Source organism: Maricaulis alexandrii (genome assembly GCF_005871165.1).
Taxonomy (GTDB): Bacteria; Pseudomonadota; Alphaproteobacteria; order Caulobacterales; family Maricaulaceae; genus Maricaulis; species Maricaulis alexandrii.
In genome coordinates this window covers 190,727-216,445 of sequence record NZ_SWKP01000003.1, presented here as the reverse complement: position 1 = coordinate 216,445, position 25,719 = coordinate 190,727, and the positions used below count along the sequence as shown (strand labels likewise).

The 25,719-nt window shown below is 63.9% G+C and carries 30 protein-coding genes and 1 tRNA gene; 6 read left to right on the top strand and 25 right to left on the bottom strand.

The annotated features are described in order from the left end of the window. Positions 1 to 79 precede the first annotated feature (79 nt). Positions 80 to 1,471, top strand: a complete 1,392-nt coding sequence (locus FCS99_RS01210; RefSeq protein ID WP_138509721.1) for an alkaline phosphatase PhoX — start codon at positions 80 to 82, stop codon at positions 1,469 to 1,471. Next, the gene (locus FCS99_RS01205) at positions 1,372 to 2,472 is read left to right on the top strand and encodes a hypothetical protein (protein ID WP_138509719.1); all 1,101 of its coding nucleotides are present in this window, start codon (positions 1,372 to 1,374) and stop codon (positions 2,470 to 2,472) included. Before FCS99_RS01210 ends, FCS99_RS01205 begins: the two co-directional genes overlap by 100 nt. A 70-nt stretch (positions 2,473 to 2,542) precedes the next feature. Here the strand turns inward: FCS99_RS01205 and FCS99_RS01200 are convergent, their stop codons facing one another. Then, positions 2,543 to 3,568: a COX15/CtaA family protein gene (locus FCS99_RS01200; RefSeq protein ID WP_138509717.1), complete on the bottom strand. Its 1,026-nt coding sequence runs from the start codon at positions 3,566 to 3,568 to the stop codon at positions 2,543 to 2,545. A gap of 184 nt (positions 3,569 to 3,752) precedes the next feature. Here FCS99_RS01200 and FCS99_RS01195 point away from each other — a divergent pair, with 184 nt between their 5' ends. Together FCS99_RS01195 and FCS99_RS01190 are read left to right on the top strand one after the other, a co-directional pair. Then, positions 3,753 to 5,027 carry an NAD(P)/FAD-dependent oxidoreductase gene (locus FCS99_RS01195; protein WP_138509715.1) on the top strand — a complete coding sequence of 425 codons (1,275 nt, stop codon included), beginning with the start codon at positions 3,753 to 3,755 and terminating at the stop codon, positions 5,025 to 5,027. A gap of 34 nt (positions 5,028 to 5,061) precedes the next feature. After that, positions 5,062 to 5,430: a VOC family protein gene (locus tag FCS99_RS01190; RefSeq protein WP_138509713.1), complete on the top strand. Its 369-nt coding sequence runs from the start codon at positions 5,062 to 5,064 to the stop codon at positions 5,428 to 5,430. Positions 5,431 to 5,450: 20 nt separating this feature from the next. Here the strand turns inward: FCS99_RS01190 and FCS99_RS01185 are convergent. The 6 genes from FCS99_RS01185 to FCS99_RS01160 all read right to left on the bottom strand — a co-directional run bounded on the left by FCS99_RS01185 (position 5,451) and on the right by FCS99_RS01160 (position 9,260). Continuing rightward, a tRNA-Pro gene (locus FCS99_RS01185) sits at positions 5,451 to 5,528 on the bottom strand. A gap of 124 nt (positions 5,529 to 5,652) precedes the next feature. Next, a complete protein-coding gene (locus tag FCS99_RS01180; protein ID WP_138509711.1) occupies positions 5,653 to 6,117 on the bottom strand; it encodes a MerR family transcriptional regulator in 465 nt (154 codons plus the stop codon). Between the two features lie 54 nt (positions 6,118 to 6,171). Continuing rightward, positions 6,172 to 6,477, bottom strand: a complete 306-nt coding sequence (locus FCS99_RS01175) for an integration host factor subunit alpha (protein ID WP_138509709.1) — start codon at positions 6,475 to 6,477, stop codon at positions 6,172 to 6,174. A gap of 109 nt (positions 6,478 to 6,586) precedes the next feature. Further along, the gene (locus FCS99_RS01170) at positions 6,587 to 7,561 is read right to left on the bottom strand and encodes a beta-ketoacyl-ACP synthase III (RefSeq protein WP_138509707.1); all 975 of its coding nucleotides are present in this window, start codon (positions 7,559 to 7,561) and stop codon (positions 6,587 to 6,589) included. After that, positions 7,558 to 8,613 carry a phosphate acyltransferase PlsX gene (gene plsX / locus FCS99_RS01165; RefSeq protein ID WP_138509705.1) on the bottom strand — a complete coding sequence of 352 codons (1,056 nt, stop codon included), beginning with the start codon at positions 8,611 to 8,613 and terminating at the stop codon, positions 7,558 to 7,560. The genes FCS99_RS01170 and plsX overlap by 4 nt, the downstream gene beginning before the upstream one ends. Positions 8,614 to 8,723: 110 nt before the next feature. Continuing rightward, on the bottom strand, positions 8,724 to 9,260 hold the full coding sequence (locus FCS99_RS01160) for a ubiquinol-cytochrome C chaperone family protein (protein ID WP_138509703.1): 537 nt from the start codon (positions 9,258 to 9,260) through the stop codon (positions 8,724 to 8,726). Positions 9,261 to 9,399: 139 nt separating this feature from the next. Here FCS99_RS01160 and FCS99_RS01155 point away from each other — a divergent pair, with 139 nt between their 5' ends. Further along, positions 9,400 to 9,894: an outer membrane protein assembly factor BamE gene (locus FCS99_RS01155; protein WP_138509701.1), complete on the top strand. Its 495-nt coding sequence runs from the start codon at positions 9,400 to 9,402 to the stop codon at positions 9,892 to 9,894. Positions 9,895 to 9,975: 81 nt separating this feature from the next. Here the strand turns inward: FCS99_RS01155 and FCS99_RS01150 are convergent, their stop codons facing one another. The 10 genes from FCS99_RS01150 to glyA all read right to left on the bottom strand — a co-directional run bounded on the left by FCS99_RS01150 (position 9,976) and on the right by glyA (position 18,818). Continuing rightward, the gene (locus FCS99_RS01150) at positions 9,976 to 12,078 is read right to left on the bottom strand and encodes a sodium-translocating pyrophosphatase (protein ID WP_138509699.1); all 2,103 of its coding nucleotides are present in this window, start codon (positions 12,076 to 12,078) and stop codon (positions 9,976 to 9,978) included. 202 nt (positions 12,079 to 12,280) lie between these two features. Continuing rightward, complete coding sequence (locus FCS99_RS01145) at positions 12,281 to 12,790, bottom strand: hypothetical protein (RefSeq protein WP_138509697.1); 510 nt, start codon at positions 12,788 to 12,790, stop codon at positions 12,281 to 12,283. A 36-nt stretch (positions 12,791 to 12,826) separates the two neighbouring features. After that, the gene (thiL, locus tag FCS99_RS01140; protein ID WP_138509695.1) at positions 12,827 to 13,795 is read right to left on the bottom strand and encodes a thiamine-phosphate kinase; all 969 of its coding nucleotides are present in this window, start codon (positions 13,793 to 13,795) and stop codon (positions 12,827 to 12,829) included. Between the two features lie 3 nt (positions 13,796 to 13,798). Next, the gene (gene nusB, locus FCS99_RS01135) at positions 13,799 to 14,287 is read right to left on the bottom strand and encodes a transcription antitermination factor NusB (protein WP_138509693.1); all 489 of its coding nucleotides are present in this window, start codon (positions 14,285 to 14,287) and stop codon (positions 13,799 to 13,801) included. Next, positions 14,287 to 14,715, bottom strand: coding sequence for a 6,7-dimethyl-8-ribityllumazine synthase (gene ribH / locus FCS99_RS01130; RefSeq protein WP_138509691.1), 429 nt, complete (start codon positions 14,713 to 14,715; stop codon positions 14,287 to 14,289). The genes nusB and ribH overlap by 1 nt, the downstream gene beginning before the upstream one ends. Next, a complete protein-coding gene (gene ribB, locus FCS99_RS01125) occupies positions 14,712 to 15,833 on the bottom strand; it encodes a 3,4-dihydroxy-2-butanone-4-phosphate synthase (RefSeq protein ID WP_138509689.1) in 1,122 nt (373 codons plus the stop codon). Before ribB ends, ribH begins: the two co-directional genes overlap by 4 nt. Continuing rightward, positions 15,830 to 16,441 (bottom strand): riboflavin synthase, encoded by a 612-nt coding sequence (locus FCS99_RS01120; RefSeq protein WP_138509687.1) that lies wholly within the window; start codon positions 16,439 to 16,441, stop codon positions 15,830 to 15,832. Before FCS99_RS01120 ends, ribB begins: the two co-directional genes overlap by 4 nt. Then, the gene (locus FCS99_RS01115; protein ID WP_138509685.1) at positions 16,441 to 17,016 is read right to left on the bottom strand and encodes a RibD family protein; all 576 of its coding nucleotides are present in this window, start codon (positions 17,014 to 17,016) and stop codon (positions 16,441 to 16,443) included. The genes FCS99_RS01120 and FCS99_RS01115 overlap by 1 nt, the downstream gene beginning before the upstream one ends. Beyond that, positions 17,013 to 17,501: a transcriptional regulator NrdR gene (nrdR, locus tag FCS99_RS01110; protein WP_138509683.1), complete on the bottom strand. Its 489-nt coding sequence runs from the start codon at positions 17,499 to 17,501 to the stop codon at positions 17,013 to 17,015. Before nrdR ends, FCS99_RS01115 begins: the two co-directional genes overlap by 4 nt. Before the next feature lie 9 nt (positions 17,502 to 17,510). Further along, on the bottom strand, positions 17,511 to 18,818 hold the full coding sequence (gene glyA / locus FCS99_RS01105) for a serine hydroxymethyltransferase (protein ID WP_138509681.1): 1,308 nt from the start codon (positions 18,816 to 18,818) through the stop codon (positions 17,511 to 17,513). A 268-nt stretch (positions 18,819 to 19,086) separates the two neighbouring features. On the opposite strand from glyA, the gene FCS99_RS01100 reads away from it, so the two are divergent. Then, positions 19,087 to 19,506: a MucR family transcriptional regulator gene (locus tag FCS99_RS01100; protein WP_138509679.1), complete on the top strand. Its 420-nt coding sequence runs from the start codon at positions 19,087 to 19,089 to the stop codon at positions 19,504 to 19,506. A 14-nt stretch (positions 19,507 to 19,520) separates the two neighbouring features. Here FCS99_RS01100 and FCS99_RS01095 read toward each other — a convergent pair whose 3' ends face one another. The 8 genes from FCS99_RS01095 to FCS99_RS01060 form a co-directional block, all read right to left on the bottom strand. Continuing rightward, on the bottom strand, positions 19,521 to 19,760 hold the full coding sequence (locus FCS99_RS01095) for a DUF6898 family protein (protein WP_138509677.1): 240 nt from the start codon (positions 19,758 to 19,760) through the stop codon (positions 19,521 to 19,523). Positions 19,761 to 19,799: 39 nt separating this feature from the next. Continuing rightward, positions 19,800 to 21,026 carry a 5-aminolevulinate synthase gene (gene hemA, locus FCS99_RS01090; RefSeq protein ID WP_138509675.1) on the bottom strand — a complete coding sequence of 409 codons (1,227 nt, stop codon included), beginning with the start codon at positions 21,024 to 21,026 and terminating at the stop codon, positions 19,800 to 19,802. A gap of 229 nt (positions 21,027 to 21,255) precedes the next feature. Then, on the bottom strand, positions 21,256 to 21,747 hold the full coding sequence (gene ldtR / locus FCS99_RS01085) for a transcriptional regulator LdtR (protein ID WP_138509673.1): 492 nt from the start codon (positions 21,745 to 21,747) through the stop codon (positions 21,256 to 21,258). 66 nt (positions 21,748 to 21,813) lie between these two features. Beyond that, positions 21,814 to 22,707 (bottom strand): 3-hydroxyisobutyrate dehydrogenase, encoded by an 894-nt coding sequence (gene mmsB, locus FCS99_RS01080; RefSeq protein WP_138509671.1) that lies wholly within the window; start codon positions 22,705 to 22,707, stop codon positions 21,814 to 21,816. 39 nt (positions 22,708 to 22,746) lie between these two features. Beyond that, positions 22,747 to 23,811 carry an enoyl-CoA hydratase/isomerase family protein gene (locus tag FCS99_RS01075; RefSeq protein WP_138509669.1) on the bottom strand — a complete coding sequence of 355 codons (1,065 nt, stop codon included), beginning with the start codon at positions 23,809 to 23,811 and terminating at the stop codon, positions 22,747 to 22,749. Between the two features lie 11 nt (positions 23,812 to 23,822). Continuing rightward, positions 23,823 to 24,233, bottom strand: a complete 411-nt coding sequence (locus FCS99_RS01070; protein WP_171036194.1) for a type II toxin-antitoxin system VapC family toxin — start codon at positions 24,231 to 24,233, stop codon at positions 23,823 to 23,825. Continuing rightward, positions 24,230 to 24,493, bottom strand: a complete 264-nt coding sequence (locus FCS99_RS01065) for a type II toxin-antitoxin system Phd/YefM family antitoxin (protein WP_138509665.1) — start codon at positions 24,491 to 24,493, stop codon at positions 24,230 to 24,232. The genes FCS99_RS01070 and FCS99_RS01065 overlap by 4 nt, the downstream gene beginning before the upstream one ends. A gap of 53 nt (positions 24,494 to 24,546) precedes the next feature. Further along, positions 24,547 to 25,701, bottom strand: coding sequence for an isobutyryl-CoA dehydrogenase (locus FCS99_RS01060; RefSeq protein ID WP_138509663.1), 1,155 nt, complete (start codon positions 25,699 to 25,701; stop codon positions 24,547 to 24,549). Positions 25,702 to 25,719: the final 18 nt, after the last annotated feature.

Genomic DNA, 25,719 nt, shown 5'->3' with positions numbered 1-25,719 from the left:
GCATTCCGCAGCACCGTCATATTCGCGTCGCGAAGTCCTTGTATTTCCGAGACTAAATTTCCAGCCCGGAGCTCGACTCATGTCCCTGTCCCGTCGCAATTTCCTGCAGTCCACTGCCGCCACCTCCCTCGCCTTCGCCGGTCTGGCCGCCTGTCAGCGCCAGCATGATACGGGCGGTGCCGTACGCCAGGGCTATCTCAACCAGGTCGAGGGACTGGGCGGACTGGTCCGTGACCCGAACGAACTCTTCGATCTGCCGGAGGGCTTCACCTATCAGGTGCTCTCCCAGACCGGCGACGCGATGACCGATGGACTGATCGTGCCGGGGGATCCGGACGGCATGGCCTGCTTCCAGCGCGCTGATGGCAAGATCGTCCTGATCCGCAATCATGAACTGCGCGCCAATGAGCTCGACAAATCGCCCTTCGGCCCCGATGCGGAAGGCCTTGCCCAGATCGAACGGGACCGGGTGCATGACTGGGCTTCGGACCGCGAACCGCATCTGGGTGGCACGACCCATCTCGTGCTCGATCCGGGCACGCTCACCGTGGAGGAACAATTCCTCTCCCTCGTCGGCACCGAAGTGAATTGCGCCGGCGGACCGACGCCCTGGGGCAGCTGGCTGAGCTGTGAGGAAACCGAACGCAATGCCGGCCAGGCCGCCGGCGTGGAGCACGGTTATGTCTTCGAAGTCCCGGCCGAGGCCCGCGGCCTGGTCGAGCCGGTTCCGCTCAAGGCGATGGGCCGTTTCCGTCACGAGGCCGTGGCCGTCGATCCGGCCACCTCGATTGCCTATGAGACCGAGGACCGCTCCAACCGCGCCCTCTTTTACCGCTTCATCCCGAATGTGCCGGAACGCTATGCCGAAGGCGGCCGCCTGCAGGGCCTGGCCGTGCGGGGCCGTCCGTCGCTGGACACCCGCAACTGGCAGAACCGGACAGTGCGTGTGGGCGAGTGGATGGAGGTCGACTGGATCGACCTGGACGATGTGGAAGCGCCGAATGCCGATCTGGCGGATCGCGGCGTCGTGGCAGGCGCGGCCCAGTTCACCCGTGGCGAAGGCCTGTGGTGGGGCGACGGCGAATGCTATTTCGCCTGCACCGACGGCGGTCCGCGCCGGCTGGGCCAGATCTGGCGCTACCAGCCGGGCGAGACTGGCGGCCGGCTTCAGCTCTTCTTCGAAAGCGATGACGACGCCGTGATGGAGGCTTGCGACAATCTGTGTGTCGCGCCCTGGGGTGATCTCATCGTGGTTGAAGACGGAGATGCAGAACAGTACATCCGCGGCGTGACGCCCCAAGGCGAGGTGTATACCATCGGCCGCAACGCGGCCTCCGGCCCCGATGGTGATAAAAGCGAGATTTGTGGTCCATGTTTCAGTCCCGACGGTTCGACCCTGTTCTTCAACGTGCAAAAACATCCCGGTCGCACATTCGCAGTGCGCGGTCCCTGGCCTCAGCCTTCGCTCTAGGCGCCAGCCTGCTGGCCCTGTCCGCCTGCAATAATCCGGTCGAGGAACCGGACCTGCCGGAACAGGGCCCGGACGCCAATACGGTCGAAGTCCTCGTCACCGCTGCCTTCACCGGCGTGCAGGGCGGCGGCGGCGATGTCGATTTCCTGCCGGATCCCGATGCGCCCTCTCTGGGCTATGTCGTCGCGGCGCCGCGCGAAGGCGGTCTCGACCTGTTCAATCTGGACGGGGAACTCGTCACGCGGCATGCCGGCGCCCGGCTCAGCTCGATCGCGGTCGCCCCGGACTTCGAGCTGCGCGGCGAAAGCCTGCCGCTGATTTTCGGCGCCTCTCCGGACAATGGCCAGGTCTTCGGCTATGCCGTGGTCCGGGCCGGCGCGCGCGTGCTGGACCTGCCGCTGGGCGCGGTCGAGGCCGCGGACGGCGTCTCCGGTATCTGCCTGCTGCGCGAAGGCGCAGGCTATGTCGATCTGGTGGTTCTGGGCACCGGCGCCAGCGCGGAAGTCTGGCGTGTGCGCGATGCCGGCGAGGACGCCCTGTCGGTGGAAAGCCTGCGGCGCTTCAACCTGCCCGCTCCGGCCCGCCAGTGCGACGCCTTCGACAGCGAGATCTACACGCTCAGCCCGGCCGGTGGTCTGGCCCGGCTCGATGCCAATGGCAATGTGCTGGCCGAAAGCCCGGCCCGCGCCTCCTCGCTCTCCGTGTCGGAATTTTCCGGCTCCCGCCTGGTCCTCGCCACGGACGGGTCCGGCGAAACCGTGATGAGCCTCGACGGCCGCACGCTGGAACCGCATTTCGACATTGATGTCATCGACGGCCTGTCCACGCCCGGGATCGAACAGCCCGGTGCGATCGATGCCTCGATGGCGAATTTCGGCTTCACCGCCTATGCCAATGGCATGCTCGCCGTGTTCGATGAGGACGATCAGCGCCTCAAGGTGATCTCGCGCGATGCGTTTTCGCGGGCCGTCATCACCGGTGAGGGTCCGGTCGCCGAATAGGCGGGCCCCGCTGAAAAACAGAAAAAGCCCGGGTCCAGGCCCGGGCTTTTTTGTGTCGTCGGGTGACGGTCTAGACCGAACGCCGGGCTGTCCAGGCGGCGCACAGTGTGCCGATGAAGAGGAGCACCGCGCCGAACTGGTGCAGCAGCGACAGGCTCAGCGGCACCACGGCCAGCAGGGCCGCAATGCCCAGACCGATCTGGGCAATGACCAGGGCCGGCAGAATGATCATGAAGGGTTTCAGCGAGACCCGCGGCTCGAACCAGAGCTTGGCCGCATAGGCCGCCACGGCAAGCGCCACGAGATAGCCGGTCCAGCGGTGATGCATCTGCACGGCGGCATGGCTCTCGAAAACGGCCGGGAAGAAGCTCATCCCCGCCAGATAGCCTTCCGGGATCAGGTCCCCATTCATCAGCGGCCAGGTATTGTAGATGCGCCCGGCATCCAGTCCGGCCACGAAGGCGCCCAGGATGATCTGCAGGAAGACCAGGGCGAGCAGGCCGAAGGACAGGCCGGTCAGCGTGCCCCGTCGCAGGGGCGGCGGTCCGAACCGCGCCTCCAGCGACAGCCAGAGCGAATAGCCCAGGATGATGAAGGCCATGCCCAGATGGGTGGCGAGCCGGTACTGGCTGACATCGAGACGGTCCACCAGGCCGGAGGCCACCATCCACCAGCCGATCGCGCCCTGCGATCCACCCATCACCAGAAGGATGAGCAGGCGCGGTTTGAGACGCGCGCTCAGCTGGCCCCGCATCCAGAAGACAACCAGCGGGACAAAGAACACCAGACCGATCAGCCGGCCCAGCTGGCGGTGCCCCCACTCCCACCAGAAGATCAGCTCGAACTCGGCCAGCGTCATGGCGGAATTCTGTTCCTGGAATTCGGTGGTGCGCTGGTAGAGGCGGAATTCCTCCTCCCAGTCGGACTGGGTCAGCGGCGGGATGGCGCCGGAGATCGGCTTCCACTCCGTGATCGACAGGCCGCTATCGGTCAGGCGGGTCGTACCGCCGACAATGATCATCGCCACAACCAGGAAGGCCACGACAAGCAGCCAGTTGGAGACCGCACGGCTGGTCAGGGAGGTGTGATAGGACATGGCGCGCTAACTACCGCAAACTTCGTGTCTGGCAAGTGAGCGACTTCACACGCCGCACAAAGACCGGTGATAATCCCCGTTACGCCCTTGCCCCCACGCGCCATGATGCCGCAGGGATAGAGGTCGTGGAATCAAGAACAGACCGGCCGCCCGATCGGACCGGCACGATAACGGGGAAGATATCATGAGCGGCGAGAACGAGACCGTGATCATCATCGGGGCGGGTCAGGCCGGCGGTCAGTGCGCCGCCTCCCTGCGCCGCAATGGCTGGACCGGCCGCATTGTGCTGGCGGGTTCGGAACCCCATCCCCCCTATCAGCGCCCGCCCCTGTCCAAGACCTATCTGTCCGGCGAGATCGGCGAGGACCGGCTCTGGCTGCAGCCACCGGAGACCTGGGACGCCCAGAATGTGGATCTGCGCACCGGCGTGACCGCGACGTCGATCGACCGCGAAGCCCGCACCGTCCGCTTCAGCGATGGCAGCCAGGAACGCTATGACCATCTCGTCCTGGCCACCGGCTCGCGGGTGCGCACCCTGCCCGTGCCGGGCGCCGACACGGAAGGCGTGCGCTATCTGCGCACGATTGCCGATGTCGATCATCTCAAGGCGGATTTCGCCCCAGGCAAGCGCATTGCCATCATCGGTGGCGGCTATATCGGGCTGGAGGCCGCCTCGGTGGCCAAGAAGCTGGGTGCGGAACCGGTCGTGCTGGAGGCCATGGACCGGCTGCTGGCCCGCGTCGCCGTGCCCGAATTGTCCCAATTCTATCTCGACACCCATCGCGATCATGGCGTGACCGTCGAACTGGGCGCCCAGGTCGCCGAAATCGCGACCAAGGGCGGCGGCCTGCTGGGCGGCCAGAAACGCGTGACAGGCGTGAAACTGGCCGATGGCCGCACCCTGGCCTGTGACAGCATCCTGGTCGGGATCGGTATCCTGCCCAATCAGGAGATCGCGGCCGAAGCCGGGATCAAGACCGGCAACGGGATCGAGGTGGACGGCGAATGCCGCACCTCCGATCCCGCCATCTTTGCCATCGGCGATTGCGCGGAACAGGAAAACTGGCTGACCGGCACCCGCCTTCGCCTGGAAAGCGTGCCCAATGCGCTCGACCAGGCCAAGCATGCCGCCGCCGCGATCTGCGGCTCAGCGGCGCCGAAGCCGGAAGTCCCCTGGTTCTGGTCGGACCAGTATCACCTCAAACTCCAGACCGCCGGCCTGATCGGCACGCAGGACACCACGATCCAGCGCCGCCCGGCGGACAATACGGAATTGGGCCATTTCTCCCTCTTCCATCTGAAGGATGGCGTGATCATCGCCGCTGATTGCGTCAATGACGCCCACGGCTTCATGGCCGCCAAGATGATGATCGCCCAGCGCGCCAGCCCGAACCCGGATGATCTGGCCAATCCGGAGATTTCCATGAAGGATGTGATGAAGGCAGCGCTGGGGAAGTAGCGTCGGCCTCACGGGCACAGCGAAGGAGCGCACAATGGCCAAGGCAGTGGGAATGGGCGGCGTCTTCTTTCGCGCCAAGGATCCGGCGGCGCTGGCAACCTGGTATGACACCCATCTGGGCATCAATCCGGCCCCGACCAATATGGAGATGAAACCCTGGACCGGCACGGAGGGCGTCACCGTTTTCGCGCCCTTCAAGGCCGATACGGACTATTTCCCCGCCGACAAGGGTTTCATGCTCAATTTTCGCGTCGACGACCTGACCGCCCTCACCGCCCAATTGCGCGCGGCAGGCATCGAAGTCAGCCATGAGATGGAAGAGGCCGGTATCGGAAAATTCGCCCGCATCCACGACCCGGAAGGCAATCCGGTGGAATTGTGGGAACCGCCGGTGGCGGATTGATCACAAATTCGGAAGAAAAATGGTCGGAGCGGCGAGATTCGAACTCGCGACCCCCGGTCCCCCAGACCGGTGCGCTAACCGGGCTGCGCCACGCTCCGACACTCTTTGTTGGACAGGCGGGCCCGTCCGATGGGGAGGCCGGTTATAGGGTGCGCTTTGCGGCTCGGCAACCAGCCTGTCAGCGCAAAATGCGGTGATGGCACCGGCCCGTGACAGGCGGGCTCAGTTTTGCGGCTCGATCGCCGCTTTCAGCTTGGCGCGGGCGCCTTCCAGATCATCCAGGATGTCCTGCAATTGGCGCTGCGGCGCCTCGGCCGGACGATGCGCCTGGGGGCGCGGTTCCGGGCGTTCAATATCGGCGGCATCCACGGCCTGCGGGCCGGGTTCGGCCGCGACCACGCCGCCACCGCCCTCACCCATTTCCATGACCGAGGCGATGCCATTGTCCTTGATGAATTTACGCGCGCCCTTGATCGTGAACCCGTCCTCATAGAGGAGGCGCTTCACGCCACGCAGCAATTGCAGGTCCTGGGGACGGTAGAAGCGTCGTCCGCCGGCCCGTTTGAGCGGGCTGATCTGGGGGAATTTGCTTTCCCAGAAGCGCAGGACATGCGCCGGTACGCCGATTTCATCGGCGGCTTCGGAGATGGTCCGGAAGGCTTCCGGTGATTTCTTGCTGACCGACATGATCTCACCGCGCCAGCATCATCCCGTGGGTGTCAGGCCCGGGCCGTTTGCGGCCTAGTCCTTGGAGAGGGATGAATCGACGCGCTCCTTGAGCACTTGCGACGGTTTGAACACCAGGACGCGGCGTTCCTCAATGGGAACTTCCACCCCGGTCTTCGGATTGCGGCCGACACGGCCACGCTTGTCCCGGAGAAGGAAGGACCCGAAAGATGACAGTTTGACGTTTTCACCGTTGGCCAGCGTATCCGACACCATGGTCAGGACCGACTGGACCAGGTCGGCAGATTCCTGCCGAGAAAGTCCGACCTCCTGATAGACCGCTTCGGCCAGATCTGCTCGCGTTAAGGTTTTATCCGACATGGCAATCCCCGCATAGACGTAAACAGGCTACGCCTCTCTTGGTCAGAACGTCAACGCCAAGACATTGGAAAATGGCGCTTATCGTAAAAAACAACGCAATACACACGCTTCAATAGCGTGCCAGCGCCGCTCCCCAGGTGAATCCACCGCCCAAGGCCTCCATCAAAACGAGGTCGCCCCGCTTGATGCGGCCATCCTGAACCGCCCGGTCAAAGGCCAGCGGAACCGAGGCCGCCGACGTATTGCCGTGATCGGCAACGGTCGAGATCACTTTCTCGGTCGGGATCGACAATTTGCGCGCCACACCTTCCAGAATCCGTTGATTGGCCTGGTGCGGGACGAACCAGTCGATATCCGCAATCCCGATCCCGGCCCGGCCGGCAATCGTGGTCATGGATTCCGCAATATTGGTAACGGCGTGACGGAAGACCTGGTTCCCGATCATGCGCAGCTGCCCCACCGTACCGGTCGAGGACGGTCCGCCATCGACATGGAGCAGATCCTTGAAACGGCCATCCGAGCGCAGATAGGTGCCCAGAATGCCCGGCTGTTCGCCCTCACCGGCCTCTTCGCCGGTCAGGACCATGGCGCCGGCCCCGTCACCGAACAGGACGCAGGTCGTGCGGTCGGTCCAGTCCAGGATGCGCGACATGGTCTCGGCCCCGACCACCAATGCTGTCTTGGCCTGACCGCGCGCGATCATGTTGTCCGCAACGGACAGGGCATAGACAAAGCCCGTGCACACGGCCTGGACATCAAAGGCCGCACCCTTGGTCGCGCCCAGACGGGCCTGCAGCATCGTGCCGACCGAGGGGAAGGTGAAATCCGGCGTCGTGGTCGCCACCACGATCAGGTCGACATCCTCACCGGTCAGTCCGGCGTGATCGAGTGCCCGGCGCGCAGCCTGCTCGGCCAGATCGGCCGTTGTCACGCCCTCCGGCGCGATATGGCGCTGGCGAATCCCCGTCCGCTCCCGGATCCAGCTATCGCTGGTATCCACCATGGAGGACATTTCTTCGTTGGTGAGAATGCGTTCGGGCAGATAGGACCCGATCCCCGCGATACGGGCCGTGAATTCGGTCATGAGGCGGCTGCCACACCCTGTTCTTCTGACTCAGCAAACTTGTCGAGATTCTTGCGGATCTCGGACATGAAATCGCTCTGCGCCATGACATAGGCCAGCCCGAGGGCCGAGGCGAAACCCTCACCATCAGCGCCGCCATGGCTTTTCACGACAATACCCTTGAGGCCCAGCAGGACGCCGCCATTGATGTAGCGCGGGTCCATCCGCTGGCGCAGCCGGTCCAGCGCGCCCAGGGAGAGAAGGCCGGCCGCGATCTTGGCGGTCCAGGACGAGGTCAGCGCATCGCGCACCCAGCCGGCCACCAGACGGGCCGTCCCCTCGGCCGTCTTGAGCGCGATATTGCCCGTGAACCCATCGGTCACGACGACATCGATATCGCCGGTGGAAATGTCATTGCCCTCGATGAAGCCCTGATAGGCCATGTCGAGACCGGAGGCGCGGATCAGCTGGTCGGCCTCGCGCACCGTGTCATTCCCCTTGAGCTCTTCCTGCCCGACATTGAGCAGTCCGACACTCGGATTGTCACCCCCGAAGACGGCGCGGTGATAGGCCTCGCCCAGAATGGCGAATTCGACGAGCTGGGTGGCGCCGCATTGTACATTCGCCCCGACATCGAGCACGACCGTATGCCCTTTCGGGGTCGGCCAATTGGCAGAGATGGCCGGACGATGCACGCCCTTCTTCATGCGAAGGATGACCTTGGAAATCGCCATCAGCGCGCCGGTATTGCCGGACGAGACGATCGCGCCGGCCTCACCGGACTTCACGCACTGGATGGCATTCCACATGGACGAGCCCCGCGCCCGGCGCACCGCGTCGGAGGGCTTGTCGGTCATCTGGACCAGCGTGTCGGTGTGACGGAGCTCGCAGATCGCGGCCACTTTCGGATTGGCATCCAGAAGCGGCTGCAACAGGGCTTCATCACCGTGCAGAAGGAAGCGGGCCTTGCGATCGGGCCAGCGCTTGAGAGTATTGGCAATACCCTCGACAACAGCCTGGGGACCGAGATCGCCCCCCATGGCGTCAACGGAGATCGTAGGGATGGCTGTCATGAGCTGCGAATATCTGTCCCTGACAATGGCAGACGGCGCCAAAAAACGCTCGCGGAACTTAGACCATGCTTGGTCAGATGCAAGGCGGCAAGACCGTGTCCGGCTTGCGGTCAGGCTTGCGGAAAGTCCGGGGCCTCACCGGCAATCAGGGCCGCAGCGCCCTGTGATTGCAGCGAGTCGTAGGCTGCATTGACGTATAGGGAAAGGCGTTCCGCCCGGGAATCCGGGGTCTCCTCGGACAGGGTATTGCGGGCCAGAACCTCGATCAGGGCGCGACTGTCATCATCTGCTTCGAGTGCCTCCTCCAAGGCCTTGGCCCGGCCGTAAAATCCTTCCGCCATGAAGCGAATCTTCTTCCCGACGGCCGAATCCCCAACGCCCAGCTCCCGCATCGCCGCATCGAAATCATCGAACATGGTGTCGAACAGGGCCTGGCTGACCGCGCGCGCCTGCGGATCCTCGGACTTTTGCAGCACCAGCACGATCAGGGCGGTGTGCAGAACGACGAGTTCGGACCGGCCTTCGATTGTGTCGGGCACGCCCTCATCGCCATACAGGGCAGGCTGACGCGCCGCCTCGACCAGCTTGCGGTGAAGGGCCTGAGCCGTACGCTTTTCGGGCTTGGGCGAAAACAGTCCGCGGAACATGTGATTATGGGCTCCCAACAATCGGTGCTTGAAGCTAAGGTGCGCCTTGGTTAGGTCAAGACAGGGCGACAGGTCTGTTGACGATCTGGCCGCCGTTCCAATCCGGCATGTCGCCGGTTCGGCAAGGAGTTCGGTTTACATGAAGCGTCGCCTCAGTGTCTCCCTCCTGGTGCTGGCCTGTGCTCTTGGAGCCTCGGCCTGCAATCCGGTCCTGCGCTCGCACGGTTACCGCTATGCCATCCAGGAAGAGCCGAACATCACGCCGGACGAGGACACGATCGACACCGTGCGCGCCCGCTTGGGCAATCCGTCCACCACGGGCACGTTCGAGGACAATACCTGGTACTACATCTCCTCCACGCGCGAGAGCCTGGCCTATCTGCGCCCGGTGACGCGCGACCGCCGCATCATCGCCGTCAGCTTTGACGATACCGGCGTGGTGGAACAGGTCGCCGAATACTCGCTGGATGATGGCCGCCTCGTCGCCTATGCCGGCCGGGAAACCCCGACCCGCGGCCGTGAGCTGACCTTCATCGAACAGATCCTCGGCAATGTCGGCCGCCTGCCCACCGAACAATTCGGTGGCGAACAGAACCTGCCCGGCGGCGCCGGCGGTCCGCGTCGGGATCAGTAGGTCTTTTCGCTCCAGAGCGAGCCAAGAAAAAAGCCCCGGTCCTGACCGACCGGGGCTTTTCCTTTGCGTGTGTGGCAGGCGCTAGCCGCCCGTGACGCCCTTGGCCAGGAAGGCCAGGAGGAGCAAGGCCACGATATTCGTGATCTTGATCATCGGGTTCACGGCCGGGCCGGCGGTGTCCTTGTAGGGATCACCGACGGTGTCACCGGTCACCGACGCCTTGTGGGCCTCGGATCCCTTGCCGCCATGATTTCCGTCCTCGATGTATTTCTTGGCATTGTCCCAGGCGCCCCCGCCCACCGTCATGGAAACGGCGACGAAGAGGCCGTTGACGATCACACCGAGCAGCATGGCGCCGACGGCGGCCAAGGCCTGGCTCTGATCGGCAATGCCGAGAATGACGAAATACAGGATGATCGGCGACAGGACCGGCAGCAGGGAGGGCACGATCATTTCGCGGATTGCCGAGCGGGTGAGGATGTCCACGGCGCGGCCGTAATCCGGCTTTGCCTTGAACTCCATGATGCCCGGGATTTCCTTGAACTGACGGCGCACCTCGGCCACGACCGAGGTCGCTGCGCGTCCCACCGCCATCATCGACATGCCGCCGAACAGATAGGGCAGCAGGCCGCCGAACAGCAGGCCGACGATCACGTACGGGTTCTCCAGGGAGAAGTCCGGCTCGAGGCCCAGCAAGTGCTCGACATCCGTCGTATAGGCCGCGAACAGGACCAGGGCACCCAGACCGGCCGAGCCGATCGCATAGCCCTTGGTGACCGCCTTGGTGGTATTGCCCACCGCGTCCAGCGTGTCCGTGGTCTCGCGAACCTTGTCGTCCAGCCCCGCCATTTCGGCGATGCCGCCGGCATTGTCCGTCACCGGACCGAAGGCATCGAGCGCCACGATCATCCCGGCCAGGGCCAGCATGGTCGTCACGGCAATGGCAATGCCGAACAGGCCGGCCAGGTTATAGGTGACCACGATGCCGATGATGATGATCAGCGCCGGCAGGGCCGTGGCTTCCAGCGACACGGCCAGGCCCTGGATCACATTCGTGCCATGGCCCGACTCGGAGGCTTTCGCGACGGATTTCACCGGCCGGTAGGCCGTGCCGGTATAGTATTCCGTCACCCAGATGATGGCTGCCGTCACCGCCAGGCCGACCAGGCCCGACAGGAAGAGGTTCTGCCCGGTGATCATGCGGTCACCGACCAGGCCGATCTCGCCCATCCCGTTGGGCAGCGCGTATTGCGTGACCAGCCAGACACCGCCGACCGAGAGCACACCGGCCGCGATCAACCCCTTGTAGAGCGCGCCCATCACATTGGTGGACTTGCCCAGGGAGACGAAGAAGGTGCCGATGATCGAGGTCACGATGCAGACCGCGCCAATGGCCAGCGGATAGGCCATCAGGGCCGGGCCCATGTCTCCGGCAAAGAAGATCGAGGCCAGAACCATCGTGGCCACCACGGTCACCGCATAGGTCTCGAACAGGTCGGCCGCCATGCCGGCACAATCGCCGACATTGTCGCCCACATTGTCCGCGATCGTGGCGGCATTGCGCGGGTCATCCTCGGGAATGCCGGCTTCGATCTTGCCGACCATGTCCCCGCCGACATCCGCACCCTTGGTGAAAATGCCGCCGCCCAGACGGGCGAAGATGGAGATCAGCGAGGCCCCGAAGCCCAGCGCGACGAGCGAGTCGATCACGACCCGGTCCCCGCTGGCATGGCCCATGCCTCCGGTGAGGATCAGGTAGTAGCCCGCCACGCCCAGCAGGGCGAGCCCGGCCACCAGCATCCCGGTGACAGCCCCCGAGCGGAAGGCAATGCTCAGTCCCGCGGCCAGGCTGGTGGAGGATGCCTGGGTGGTGCGGACATTGGCCCGGACCGAGACGAGCATGCCGATGAAACCGGCCGCTCCCGACAAAATGGCGCCGACCGCAAAGCCCAACGCGACTTCCCAGCTGAGGAAAATGGCGATGAGGATGCAGACGACAACGCCCACGATACCAATCGTTGTGTACTGGCGCTTGAGATATGCGTTCGCGCCTTCCTGAATGGCCGATGCAATTTCCTGCATCTTCTCGCTGCCGGCACTCGCGCTCATCAATCTTTGTGTCTGGACGACTCCGTAGATGATGGCGAGTACGGCTGCGGCAATGGCCAACAAAATTATGTTCATGGCTTCCAGCCCCGTTTCTTCACTTCTATTTTTAGTCTGAGAAGGAAAGGAGGAAGCATACGCGTGAGAACCACGCCGACCTCTGCATGCCCCCCGCATTTTTCTTATCGTTATATGAAGACTATGCCCAAGACATAGCTGGGGCGCAACAGACTGTATTAAGCCTGCCGATTCAGGGGTTTGGTTGGTTTTCTGGAGAAATCTAGTTGCTCAGGAGCCGGGTATCGGAGGCGCGAATCTCGATCCTGTCGATCGAGCCGGGCCCGTAGATCTCCTGCAGGACCTCACGCCAGACCTCGCGGGCATGGTCCGGATCCAGGTCGGACCCGTCAGCATTGGACAGCGGGTCGCGATATCCGGCCCGCACCAGGGCATCGAGCGCGAAATGCAGGTTTTCCTGCATGTTCCAGACATTCTGCCCGTCCGCCGCACGAACGCGGACATTGACGTAGGCAAAGCCCGTCAGGCGGCCATGCGCGGACAGCGGCACGACCAGGGCCGGCATGTTGAAGGCGCGCGGATCGTCTTCTTCCTCTTCCTCCGCCGGCGCTTCCTCATCGGAATCACCGCGATTGAAAAAGAGCGCGAACCGGTTGCCCGATCCGGAACCGGACCCGCTGCTGGCCGGCGGTTCACCGCCACCGCCGCCCAGGGCAAAAGCCGAGGTGCTCAGCGTGAGTGACATGAAAAGGGCAAGCCAAATGCGCGTCATGGGAACGTCTCCTGCCCGCACCCTCGCAGATCAGCCTCAAAAATGCGTAAACCCGGCCGTTCCGACAGACAGGACCTGCCCGTCGCCATCGCGACAGATCACCCCCTGCCCGTCCACGACCCGGCCGATCCGCGTCAGGCGCACCCCGCACACATTCGACAGGGCGAGAATCCGGTCGGAAATGCCAGGCGGTGCGGTAAAGAGCAGCTCGTAATCATCCCCGCTCGTGGCGAGACGGGTCAGCGCACGCTCATCCTCCCCGCCCAACCAGGTTTCCACGGCCGGGGAAAGCGGCAGAGCGGCCAGGTCGAGCTCAAGCCCGACCCCGCTGGCCTGCGCGACATGCCCGGCATCGGCCACCAGGCCGTCGGACACATCCAGCAAGGCCGTGGCCAGGCCCCGCAAGCCCTGCCCCAGACCCAGACGCGCCTCGGGCCGGGTGTAGCGCGCCGCGCAGGCGGCGGGCACGCTCGCATCGCCCTGCTCCCAGGCCAGACCCAGACCGGCATCACCGATCGTACCGGACACCCAGACATCCTCGCCCGGCTGGGCACCGGAACGCGACAGGGCCTGCCCGCGTGGCACGCAGCCAATCAGCGTCATCGAGATTGTGAGCGGACCCGGTGTCCGCGTCGTGTCGCCGCCCAGAAGGACCAGCCCATGGCGGCTCTGCTCATCACCCAGCGCCGCAGTGAAAGCGTCCTGCCAGGCCGGCGTGCACCGTTCCGGCCAGGACAGCGCCATGAGATAGCCGACAGGCTCGGCACCCATGGCGGCGAGATCGGACAGATTGCTGCCCAAGGCTCGCGCGGCCACGGTCTGCGGCGTGTCATCAGTGAGAAAATGGACCTGTTCCACCAGCGTGTCGCAGGCCAGGACCAGCTCCTGGTCCGGCGGACACCCGAGCACGGCGGCGTCATCGGCCAGACCCCGCGCGCCCGCATGCTGGCGGGTGAGCGGCACCAGGCGTGTCCGGATGAAATCGAACTCGCCCCGCCCGCTCATCGATCAGAACTCGTCGGGCCGGGCCTGGCGGGCGCAGCGATCCAGCGCCGCATTGACGAATTTCGGCTCGGAGCCCTCGAAGAAGGCGTTGGCGACCTCGATATATTCGTCGATCACGACGCGGGCCGGCACATCCTTGCGCTGGAAGAGTTCATAGCCGGCAACCCGCAGGATGGCGCGCACCGTGGCGTCCAGGCGCTCCATGCGCCAGCCATCGGCCAGCAGGCTGTCGATCATCGGATCGACCTTGGCCTGTTTGTCGACCACACCGGCGACGAGGCTTTCGAAGAAGTCCTCATCCGCCTCGACGAATTCATCGCCCTCATGCTCGGCGCCGAAACGGTGGTCGCGAAATTCGCGGATCACCGACGCGGCGCCCCGGCCGGCGATATCCATCTGGTAGAGCGCCTGCACGGCAGACAGGCGGGCGGCCCGGCGCAGACGGGCGCGGGCTTCGGACGGGTTTTCCCTGGCGTTTTCGCTCGCACTCATCAGGCGGCTCCAAACTTGTCGCGCAAGGCGATCAGCGACAGGGCGGCATTCGTGGCATCCGCCCCCTTCTTCTTGTCGACGGCGCGTACCATCGCCTGGTCACGGTTCTCCACGGTGAGAATACCATTGCCGGCAATCACACCATTGAGGTTCAGCTCCATCAGCCCGCGGGCACTCTCGCCGCAGACATAGTCGTAATGCGTGGTCTCGCCGCGGATGACGCAACCCAGGGCCACATAGCCATCATAACCCGCATCGGCGATTTCCGCCTGCACGATGGCGCCCGGGATTTCCAGCGCCCCGGGAACCTCGACCAGGTCGGCCTGCGCACCGGCGGCCGCCACAGCCTCCTGCGCGCCCTGGATCAGGGCATCGGCAATGTCGCGATAGAAGGTTCCGGCAATGATGAGAAGCTTGGGCGCGCTCATGCGCTTTCCTCCGGGAAATGGCGCTCTTCGCGCACGCTCAGACCATAGCCTTCCAGGCCGACAATGGTCTGCGGTTTCGTCGTCAGAAGGATCATCTCCTTCACACCGAGATCGAGCAGGATCTGGGCCCCGACGCCGTATTCACGCAGACGCCGCGCTTCGCGCTCACCGTCCGGCACCGGAGACTGGGCTCCCAAGCGTTCGATGATCGCGGTATGGGAAGTCTCGCGGATGAAGACCATCACCGCCGGCCCGTCGGCCTGGGAGATGGCCCGGATGCCGGCCTCGACCAGCTCGCCGCGCGGACCGGCCTCGTGCAGGACATCATCCACGAAGGAGACCTTGTGCATGCGCACAATGGTCGGCGCCTCCGCCGAGGGCGTGCCCTTGATCAGGGCGACATGTTCCGCCCCGTCCAGCCGGTTGCGGAAGACGGCCAGTTTCAGCGGGCCGCCGTACTGGCTGGTGAACTCGCTCTCCAGCCGGCGCTCGATGAAGCGGTCATTGCGGCGGCGATAGGCGATCAGATCGGCAATCGTGCCAATCTTGAGACCATGCAGCTGGGCAAAACCGACCAGGTCCGGCAGGCGGGCCATGGTGCCGTCTTCATTCATGATCTCGCAGATCACGCCAGCATCGCCAGCCCCGGCCAGGCGCGCCACGTCGACGGAGGCTTCGGTGTGTCCGGCGCGGACCAGCACGCCGCCATCACGGGCAACCAGCGGGAAGACATGGCCCGGCGTGGCGATGTCCTCGGCGCCCTTGGACGGGTCGGTGGCCACTTCGATCGTCCGGGCGCGGTCGTGCGCGGAGATCCCGGTCGTCACGCCCTCACGCGCCTCGATTGAGGTGGTGAAGGCCGTCTGGTGACGCGAACGGTTCTCCGTCGACATCAGTTTGAGGCCCAGATGCTCGATCCGTTCCTGGCTCATCGCCAGGCAGATCAGGCCGCGGCCATGCTTGGCCATGAAATTGACCGCATCCGGGGTGGCGAATTTCGCCGGGATGACCAGATCGCCTTCATTCTCGCGGTCTTCCGCATCGACCAGGATGAACATCCGGCCATTGCGGGCATCCTCGATGACGTCCTCGATGGGAGAAAGGGGGATATCGCTCACGCGCGCGTCTCCGAAAACTCGTTCAGGCGGGCGGCGTAGCGCGCCATGGTGTCGACCTCAAGATTGACGCGTGCACCTTTTTGCAGCGTGCCCAGCGTCGTGACCTCGGCCGTGTGGGGAATAATCATCAGATCAAAGCTCGATCGGGTCACCTCATTGACGGTCAGGGATACGCCATCGACCGTGATCGAGCCCTTCTTGGCAATGAATTGATTGAGGTTTTCCGGCGGCTCGACGGTGAAGACGATCCACTCGCCCTCTTCGCGCCGGTCCAGGACGGTGCCAACGCCGTCGACATGACCGGTCACCAGATGCCCGCCCAGCTCGTCACCGATTTTCAGCGCCCGCTCCAGATTGACCCGGTCGCCGACCGCCCAATCGCCCAAGGTCGTCAGTTTCAGGGTTTCCGGCGAGACCTCGACCGCAAACCAGCCGCCCTCATCCGTTTCGCCCTTTTCGACCACGGTGAGGCAGGCACCGGCATGGGCGATGGAGGCGCCCATGTCGATCGTGTCGGGCGCCCAGGGGCCTTCGATCTCGAAGCGGCGGACCGCCTCGCCCGAAATGGACCGGATCCGGCCCAGGGCTGTGACAATTCCGGTAAACATCAGCGGATCCGTTCGTAGCTTTCCTGCAGATCGGCGCCGCGTTCGCGCACGCCGGTGCGCCTGAACATGGGCGCCGCATCCAGTGTCTCAAGGCCGAGCGCTGCAATCACGGGCAATCCGTCACCGCCAAGCAGCTTGGGCGCGCGGAACCATTCGATCCGGTCGACCAGGTCCGCCGCCAGCGCCGAGGCGGCAATCTGGGCGCCGGCCTCGATCATCACGCTCTCATACTCCGCCATGGCCCGGGCCAGGTCGCGATGCGGCACCAGGGTCACCGTACGGGCGGTTTCCGCAAAGACGGCGGCGCCGGAGGGCGTGCGGTCCTGGCTGTCCATGATGATGATGTCGGGCTGGCGGTCGCAGCCGCCCTCGGGCCGGGCCGTCATCCGGGGATCATCGGCCAACACCGTTCCGATCCCGGTCAGGATGGCCTGGTGGGCGGCCCGCATCTTGTGGACCTCGGCCCGGCTTTCCGGCCCCGTGATCCATTGCGAGACCCCGTTGGCGAGCGCAATGCGCCCGTCCAGCGAGGTGGCCAATTTCAGGGTGACACGCGGACGCGCCGCGCCGGTCATTCGTCGTCGTCTTTCGCCGCGAGGCGCGCAGCATTGGCCAGGTGCTCATCCGTGATGAATTCGCGGAAGTCCTCGACCTTGTGGAAGTCCTTGTAGACCGAGGCGTAGCGGACATAGGCCACGGCATCGAGATTCTTCAGGCCTTCCATCACCAGTTCACCGACGCGATCGGAGGTGACATCCGTTTCGCCGGTGGATTCCAGGCGGCGCACAATGCCGGAGATCATCTGGTCGATCCGGTCCGGCTCGATATTGCGCTTCTGCATGGCCAGCTGGATGGAGCGGGTCAGCTTCTCACGGTCGAACGGGACGCGACGGCCGGATTTCTTCATCACGGTCAGCTCGCGCAATTGCACGCGCTCGAACGTCGTGAAACGGGCGGCGCAGGACGGACATTGCCGCCGGCGACGGATGGCATTCCCGTCCTCAGCCGGACGGGAATCCTTCACTTGGGTGTCGGGGTGACCGCAAAAAGGACAACGCATGAGGGAAGTTTAGGCCAGTTCCGGGTAAATGGGGAAGCGTGCCGTCAGGGCTTTCACTTCCTCGCGGACTTCGGCCTCCACTTCGGCATTGCCTTCCGGGCTGTCCACCAATGCATCCAGGACCCGCACCATCATCTGGCCGATCTGGGTGAATTCGGCCTCGCCGAATCCGCGCGTGGTGCCGGCCGGTGAGCCGACCCGCAGGCCGGAGGTCACGGTCGGCTTCTCCGGATCAAACGGCACGCCATTCTTGTTGCAGGTGATGTAGGCCCGTTCCAGCGCTTCTTCGGCGGCATTGCCCTTGAGGCCTTTCGGGCGCAGGTCGATCAGCGCGAGATGGCTGTCCGTACCGCCGGAGACGATGGCATAGCCCCCCTCGATCACCGCCGTCGACATGGCGGCGCAATTGGCGACGACCTGGCGGGCATAGTCGGCGAACTCCGGCTGCAGGGCTTCGCCAAAGGCGACGGCCTTGCCGGCGATGACATGCATGAGCGGTCCGCCCTGCAGGCCCGGGAAGATGGCCGAGTTGAACTTCTTGCCCAGATCCAGGTCGTTGGACAGGATCATGCCGCCCCGCGGTCCGCGCAGCGTCTTGTGCGTGGTCGTGGTGCAGACATGGGCATGCGGCAGCGGGTTGGGATAGACACCACCCGCCACAAGGCCGGCAAAGTGCGCCATGTCGACCATGAAATAGGCGCCGACCTCATCCGCGATCTTGCGGAATTCGGCAAAGTCGATTTCGCGCGGATAGGCGGACCCGCCCGCGATGATCAGCTGCGGCTGGACGTCTTGGGCCTGTTTGCGCACGGCATCATAATCGATCCGGGCATCTTCTTCGCGCACGCCATAGGCATGGGCCTCGAACCATTTGCCGGACATGTTGGGCCGGGCACCATGGGTCAGGTGACCGCCGGCATCCAGCGACATGCCGAGAATCTTGTCGCCCGGCTTGAGCAGGGCGAGGAAGACGCCCTGGTTCGCCTGGCTGCCCGAGGACGGCTGGACATTGGCATAGGCCGCGCCGAACAGCGCCTTGGCGCGCTCGATGGCCAGGGTCTCGACCACGTCGACGTGCTCGCAACCGCCATAATAGCGGCGGCCCGGATAGCCCTCGGCATATTTGTTCGTCAGCGGCGAGCCCTGGGCCTCCAGGACGGCACGGGAGACAATATTCTCCGAGGCAATCAGCTCGATCTGCTGCTGCTGGCGCTGGATCTCGGCATGGATGGCCTGGGCCACATCCTTGTCGGATTCAACGATGGAGCGGGTGAAGAATGCGGCGGCGCTTCCGCTTTCGACCTGATTGTCCGGCATGACGACTCCTTAAGGGGTTTTGCCACGTGTGATACGGCCCGTGGGGGGCTGAGACAAGCCATGTTTGCCCGCTATGGCACGCAATGTCCCGCGAGACATCTTGATTTGGAATTATTTGATACAAGATGCATCAACGCTTCAGCGTATAATCAAATTTCGTTTATTGCGGTTGATCTTCACAACGCAGCATAATACTCACCATCAAGGTCACACTGAATCTGGTCAGCGCGACTGGCCAATCGAAAACAGACGCTTGGAAGGTAAGACAATGTCTGACGACATGCTCCCCGAAATCGATAAAGAAGAACTTCTGCGCATGACCACCGACGTGGTCGCGTCCTACCTGTCCCACAACTCAATGCCGGCGGACAATGTTCCCGAGCTGATCAAGTCGGTTCACACGACGATGAAGGAAGTCTCCGAATCGACCGTTAAGGCCGAACCGAAGACCAAGCCGGCGGTCGCCGTGTCCAAATCCGTGAGCGACGACTACATCGTCTGCCTGGAAGACGGCAAGAAGCTGAAAATGCTGAAGCGTTACCTGCGCTCGCAATACAACATGTCGCCGGACGATTACCGCCGGAAATGGAATCTGCCCTCGGACTACCCGATGGTCGCCCCCGCCTATTCCCGCAAGCGCTCGCAGTTTGCCAAGGATATTGGCTTGGGCCGCGGCAAGAAGGGCTAGGCCTTCCGCTTCATTCAGACCGTAATTCCACGGCCGGGCCCAGTGCCCGGCCGTTTTGTGTCCGGCCGTTTTTTCTTGTCTGCATTCCGCTTGAGTTTCCAGTTGAGCTTGGCGCGCGCCAGATACTCCACCTCGGCCCGGGGTGTATTCTTGGGAACCTGGAAGACGACTTCCTCGGCGGTATCGGCATCCACAGCGGCCACGCGCAGGGCCTGGCCGATCCCGACAATCTCGATATAGATATCACCGCTCATGGGCGCTCCGGACTAGAGGTTCCGGATGATGCCCCAGAATCAGGCCCGTGCCACCCCGGTCTGCTCGCACGCCTTGGTCCACACCGCTTCCAGCGACTCGATCAGCGCATCGAACATGGCGTCCGTGTGCAGCGGGGTCGGTGTCAGGCGCAGGCGTTCCGTGCCGCGCGGCACGGTGGGATAATTGATCGGCTGGACATAGATGCCGTGCTCGTCGAGCAGCAGGTCCGAGATGCGCTTGCACAGGACCGGGTCACCGACATGCACCGGCACGATATGCGTCACCGAGCTTTCCAGGACCGGGAAACCGGCCGCGTTGAGCCGGGATTTCAGGGTGGCGGCGCGCTCCTGGTGCTGTTCCCGCAGGTGATGCGCGGATTTCAGGTATTCCACGCTGGCGCGCGAACCGGCGGCCAGGGCCGGCGGCAGGGCCGTGGTGAAGATGAAGCCCGGCGCCATGGAGCGGATGGCGTCACAGATCGCGCCGTCGGCCGCGATATAGCCGCCCATCACGCCGAACGCCTTGCCCAGCGTGCCCTCGATGATATCGACGCGGTGCATGACCCCGTCGCGCTCGGCAATGCCGGCGCCCCGCAGGCCGTAGAGGCCGACCGCATGAACTTCGTCCAGATAAGTCAGCGCGCCATACTTGTCGGCCAGGTCGCAGACCTCCTCGATCGGGCCGATATCGCCATCCATGGAATAGACCGACTCAAAGGCGATCACCTTGGGCGCATCGGCCGGAGCCGCCGCCAGCAATTCTTCCAGATGCTCGACATCATTATGGCGCCAGATCCGCTTCTCGCAGCGCGCACCCTTCACGCCCTCGATCATCGAGGCGTGGTTCAGCTCGTCGGAGAAAATGATCAGGCCCGGCAGGATTTTCGACAGGGTGGAGAGCGTCGCCTCATTGGCGATATAGCCGGAGGTGAAGAGCAGTGCGCCATCCTTGCGGTGCAGGTCGGCGAGCGAGCGCTCCAGCTCGACATGATAATGCGTGGTGCCGGAAATATTGCGCGTGCCGCCGGCGCCGGAGCCGACATCATCAATGGCCTGCTTCATCGATTCCACGACACAGGGCACCTGGCCCATGCCGAGATAGTCATTGGAACACCAGACCGTCACATCGCGAACATCGCCGCCCGGCGAACGCCAGCGGGCCACCGGGAAACTGCCCTTGCGACGCAGCAGGTCGGCAAACACACGGTAGCGGCCTTCAGCCTTCACGCGGCGGACAGCATCTTCGAAAGCGCTCTGGTAGTTCATCGGCGGGGCCTTTCGTCAGACGTCTGCCAAATTTCAATCTCTGACTCGACTGTTTAACGGCATCTTTTGAAGGATGCGACCGGACAGACCGCCGCACCTGCATGAAATCTCACAATGCCTTCAACAGATAGCCTCTATGCCCCCAGTATATATGCGGGTTCCCGGATGTAAAAAGGGCGCGAGCGACACCGGATCGCTCACGCCCTCTGTCTGACCGGGGTGGGAAAACTTACATGCGGAAGCGGATATGGTCCGCCCAGAAGCGCTCGATACGCGCCAGGGCCGTATTCATCGCCGGCAGCTGGTCGGTATCGACACCGCCCACCGCCTGCAAGGAGGCCGCCTGGCGGTCGAACAGCTTGTTCAGCTGGGCCCGCACCGCGCTGCCGCTTTCCGTCAGGCTGACCCGCACCGAGCGGCGGTCCACAGCGGAGCGCTCATGCCGGATATAGCCTGCATCCACGAGTTTCTTGAGATTGTAGGAGACGTTGGAGCCGAGATAGTGACCGCGCGTCCGCAGCTCGCCGGCCGTCAGTTCCTGGTCGCCAATATTGAACAGGAGCAGGGCCTGCACCGAGTTCAAATCGTCCAGGCCTTCCCGGTCCAGCTCGTCCTTCACCACGTCCAGCAGCTGACGGTGCAGCCGTTCGACGAGCTGAAGAAGCTCCAGATATTGCGTGTCCGGCGCCATGTCCGGCGCCATGTTTTCTGCCATAGCCATGTCAACACTCCACCCGATCTTTAGTGATCTTTGGATGGACGGTACGGGAAAAGGACAAAAAACCCCTTAACGGCCCTGCCAGCTGCCATCGAGCAGTTTGATAATGCCCGAAAAGTCCTTGGCGCCACCGCCCAGATTGTCGAACATCGCGTAGAGCGCTTCGGCCTGCGCGCCCATTGGCGTCGTGGCGCCGGCGGCTTGGGCTGCATCCTGCGCCAGCTTGAGATCCTTCAGCATCATCGCCGTAGCAAAGCCCGGATTGTAGTCATTGTTCGCCGGCGTTGTCGGCACCGGTCCCGGCACCGGACAATAGCTGGTCATCGACCAGGATTGGCCGGACGCCTTGGAGGCGATGTCGAAGAAATTCTGCGGATCCAGGCCCAGCTTCTCGGCCAGGGTAAAGGCTTCGCACGTGCCGATCATGGTGATGGCGAGCAGCATGTTGTTGCAGATCTTCACGGCCTGACCGGCCCCCAGATCGCCGCCACGGATCACCGCCTTGCCCATGGCCTGCAGGAAAGGCTCGGCGACCGCGAAATCCTCTTCGGAGCCGCCGACCATGAAGGTCAGCGTGCCCGCCGTGGCGGCCGCGACACCGCCGGAGACCGGCGCATCGACGAAACGGAAACCCTTCTCCTTGGCCAGCCCGCCCACATGGCGCGCACTGTCCACATCAATGGTGGAGCAATCCATGAACAGCGTGCCCGCCGCCGCAGCCCCGAAAATCTCGCCTTCATAAACGGCGCGGACATGCTTGCCCGCGGGCAACATGGTCACGACGGCCTCGGCGCCGGACACGGCATCGGCCGCGGACGAGGCCGCCACAGCGCCCTCACCCACCAGCTTGGCCACGGCCGCCTCGCTCAGATCGAAGGCCCGCACCGAATGGCCGGCCTTGACCAGATTGGTCGCCATGCCGGACCCCATATTGCCCAGGCCAATGAATGCGATCGTCGCCATGGAAATACTCCCCGTGAATTGTCTTTTTGAAGCTCGGTCTTATTCGCCGAGAAATGTCATTTCGTGGTCGTCATCGAGCGTATCGAAGGCCGTCTCGATCCACGCATCATCCACCTCGCCGATCGCCGCCGGCGACCATTTCGGCGCATGGTCCTTGTCGATGATGACGGCGCGCACACCCTCATAGAAGTCGACGCCTTTCAGGCACCAGCTCGACACCCGCAGATCCTGGCGCATCACATCCTCAAAGGCGAGATCGCCGCCCCGGCGCAGACAGGCCAGGGTCAGTTTCAGCGCGGTGGGAGACTTGGACGCCATCACCTTGGCCTGTTTCGCCGACCAGCTGTCACCGGCCGCCGCGATCCGGCTGGCAATCTCCTCGAAACTGTCACCGGCAAAGGCCGCATCGATCAGGCCGCGGGTCAGGCCCAGCTCGCTATCGCCCGGATCGCCGGAGAATTCCTCCAGCAGGACTTCCAGCGCGTCCTCGTCCGACAGGTCGGCACTTTCCAGCGCGGCGACGAGTTCGTCATATTGCGAGGACGGGCAATAATGCGTCGCCAGCCCGGCCGCGACACTGTCAGCGGCCTTCAGGCGCGCGCCGGTCAGCCCCATCCAGGTGCCGATCTCGCCGGCCAGGCGCGGCAGGAAGAAGGCCCCGCCCACATCCGGATGGAAGCCGATCCCGGTCTCCGGCATCGCAAACATCGTCCGGTCACCGGCCACCCGGTGGGAGCCGTGCACGGAGACGCCGACACCGCCACCCATCGTGATGCCGTCAATCAGCGCCACATAGGGTTTGGGATAATGGTAGATCAGCGTGTTGAGCCGGTATTCATCGCGCCAGAACAGCCAGGCCTGGTCATCGCCCGCCTTGCCCGAATTGTGCAGTTTCAGGATATCGCCGCCGGCACAGAAGCCCTTCTCCCCGGCCCCGTCGACGACGACGGCCTGGACCGCATCATCCTCGCGCCAGGCTTCCAGCGCCTCGATCATGGTCAGGCACATGCCATGGGTCAGCGCATTGAGCGCCTTGGGACGGTTCAGCGTGATCCGGCCCACCTGGCCGGTCTTGCGGGTGATGACTTCGGGTTCTTCGGTCATGACGCTTCCACTCAATTGAGGTCGTGACAGGGGATGGCGTGTGCGCGGGCTGCGGTCAACAGGGCGGTGTCCCTGGACACCAGTTCGGCATCCGCTTCAACCGCGAGGGCGAGATAGGCGGCATCATAGAGACTGAGCCCGACATCCCGGGCAAGAGGCGCCAGTTCATACACCTGGCGCGCAGGACGGGCTGAGGAATGGGTGATGTTCAACGCGGACAACATCGCCGATCCTTCCTCGAGGTCGAGCACCTTCGCCACCGCGAAACGGCGCAGCAGGTTCGCCATCTCCCAAGCGAACACATCCGGAGCGATAAGCCGGTAGGTCGGGAGTGTCTCAGCGAAATCCGTCGAGCGCGCGCTGGATTGGGAATCAACGAGCCAGGCAATCGCCGCTGACGCATCAACGACCAGCGACCTCACTTGCGCATCTCGTCCTTGAGCTCGTCCCAGCTGAGCCCATCCAGCTCCGGCGCCGCAGCCTGCTTCTCCCGAAACGCACGCAGCTTGTTGGCCAGCTCCGCCCCCGACAGGGGCGCAGGCTCAGCATAAGCGACATCCTTCGAGAGCACCGCCACGCGCTTGCCATAGCGCGTGATGGCAATCGGCCCCTCACCCTTCTCGATCATCTCGAGCAAGGCGGAGAGCCGTGTCTTGGCTTCCAGAACACCGATTTCGATCATGGCACAATCCTGACCAGCTTTCTGGTCAGGATATCATACCCCCGCGCAATCCCCTAGCTATTGCTCGGCCAGCTGCACTTCATGTCCTTGGCGATGATCACGCGCATGATCTCGTTCGTGCCTTCCAGGATCTGGTGCACGCGCAGATCACGGACGATGCGCTCCATCGGGTAATCCTTGAGATAGCCATAGCCGCCATGCAGCTGCAGGGCCTGGTTGGCCACATCGAAACACGTATCCGTGGCGAAACGCTTGGCCATGGCGCAATAGCGCGGCGCGGACGGATCCTTGGCATCCAGCATGGCGGCAGCGCGATAGACCATCAGGCGCGAGGCATCGAGCTCGGTGGCCATGTCGGCCAGTTTGAACTCGGTGACCTGGAATTCGCCGATCGGACGGCCGAACTGCTTGCGTTCGCCGGTATAGCCCATCGCCTGGTCCAGCGCTTCGCCAGCCCCGCCCAGCGAGCAGGCGGCGATATTGATGCGGCCGCCATTGAGGCCCTGCATGGCGAAGGAGAAGCCCTGGCCTTCCTCGCCGATCCGGTTGGCCACCGGCACGCGACAATCCTCGAAGGTCACAACGCGCGTCGGCTGGGCATTCCAGCCCATCTTCTTCTCATTGGCGCCGAAGGAGAGGCCGGGCGTGTCCTTCTCGACCAGGATGGTGGAGACGCCTTTCGGGCCATCCTCACCGGTCTTGCACATGACGACATAATAATCCGACGTGCCGGCGCCCGAGATGAAGGCTTTCGACCCATTGAGCACATACTCATCGCCATCGCGCACGGCGCGGGTGCGCATCGAGACCGCATCGGACCCGGAACCCGGCTCGGTCAGGCAGTAGGAGGCGATCTTGTCCATCGTCATCATGGGCGGCAGGAAGCGTTGGCGCTGCTCCTCGGACCCCCAGCTGTCGATCATCCAGGCGCACATATTGTGGATCGACAGGAAGGCCGCCGTGGCGACGCAGCCGCGGGACAGTTCTTCAAAGATCAGAGCCGCATCCAGACGGGTCAGATTCGATCCGCCGACATCCTCACGCGTGTAAATGCCCGCGAATCCCAGCTCGGCGGCTTCGCGCATCGCCTCGACCGGGAAATGCTTCTCTTCATCCCATTTCGCCGCATTCGGCTTCAGGCGGTCATCGGCGAATTTTCTCGCCATGTCGCGAATAAGGGTCTGATCTTCTGTAAGAGCGAAATCCACCGCAGCACTCCTGTTGCT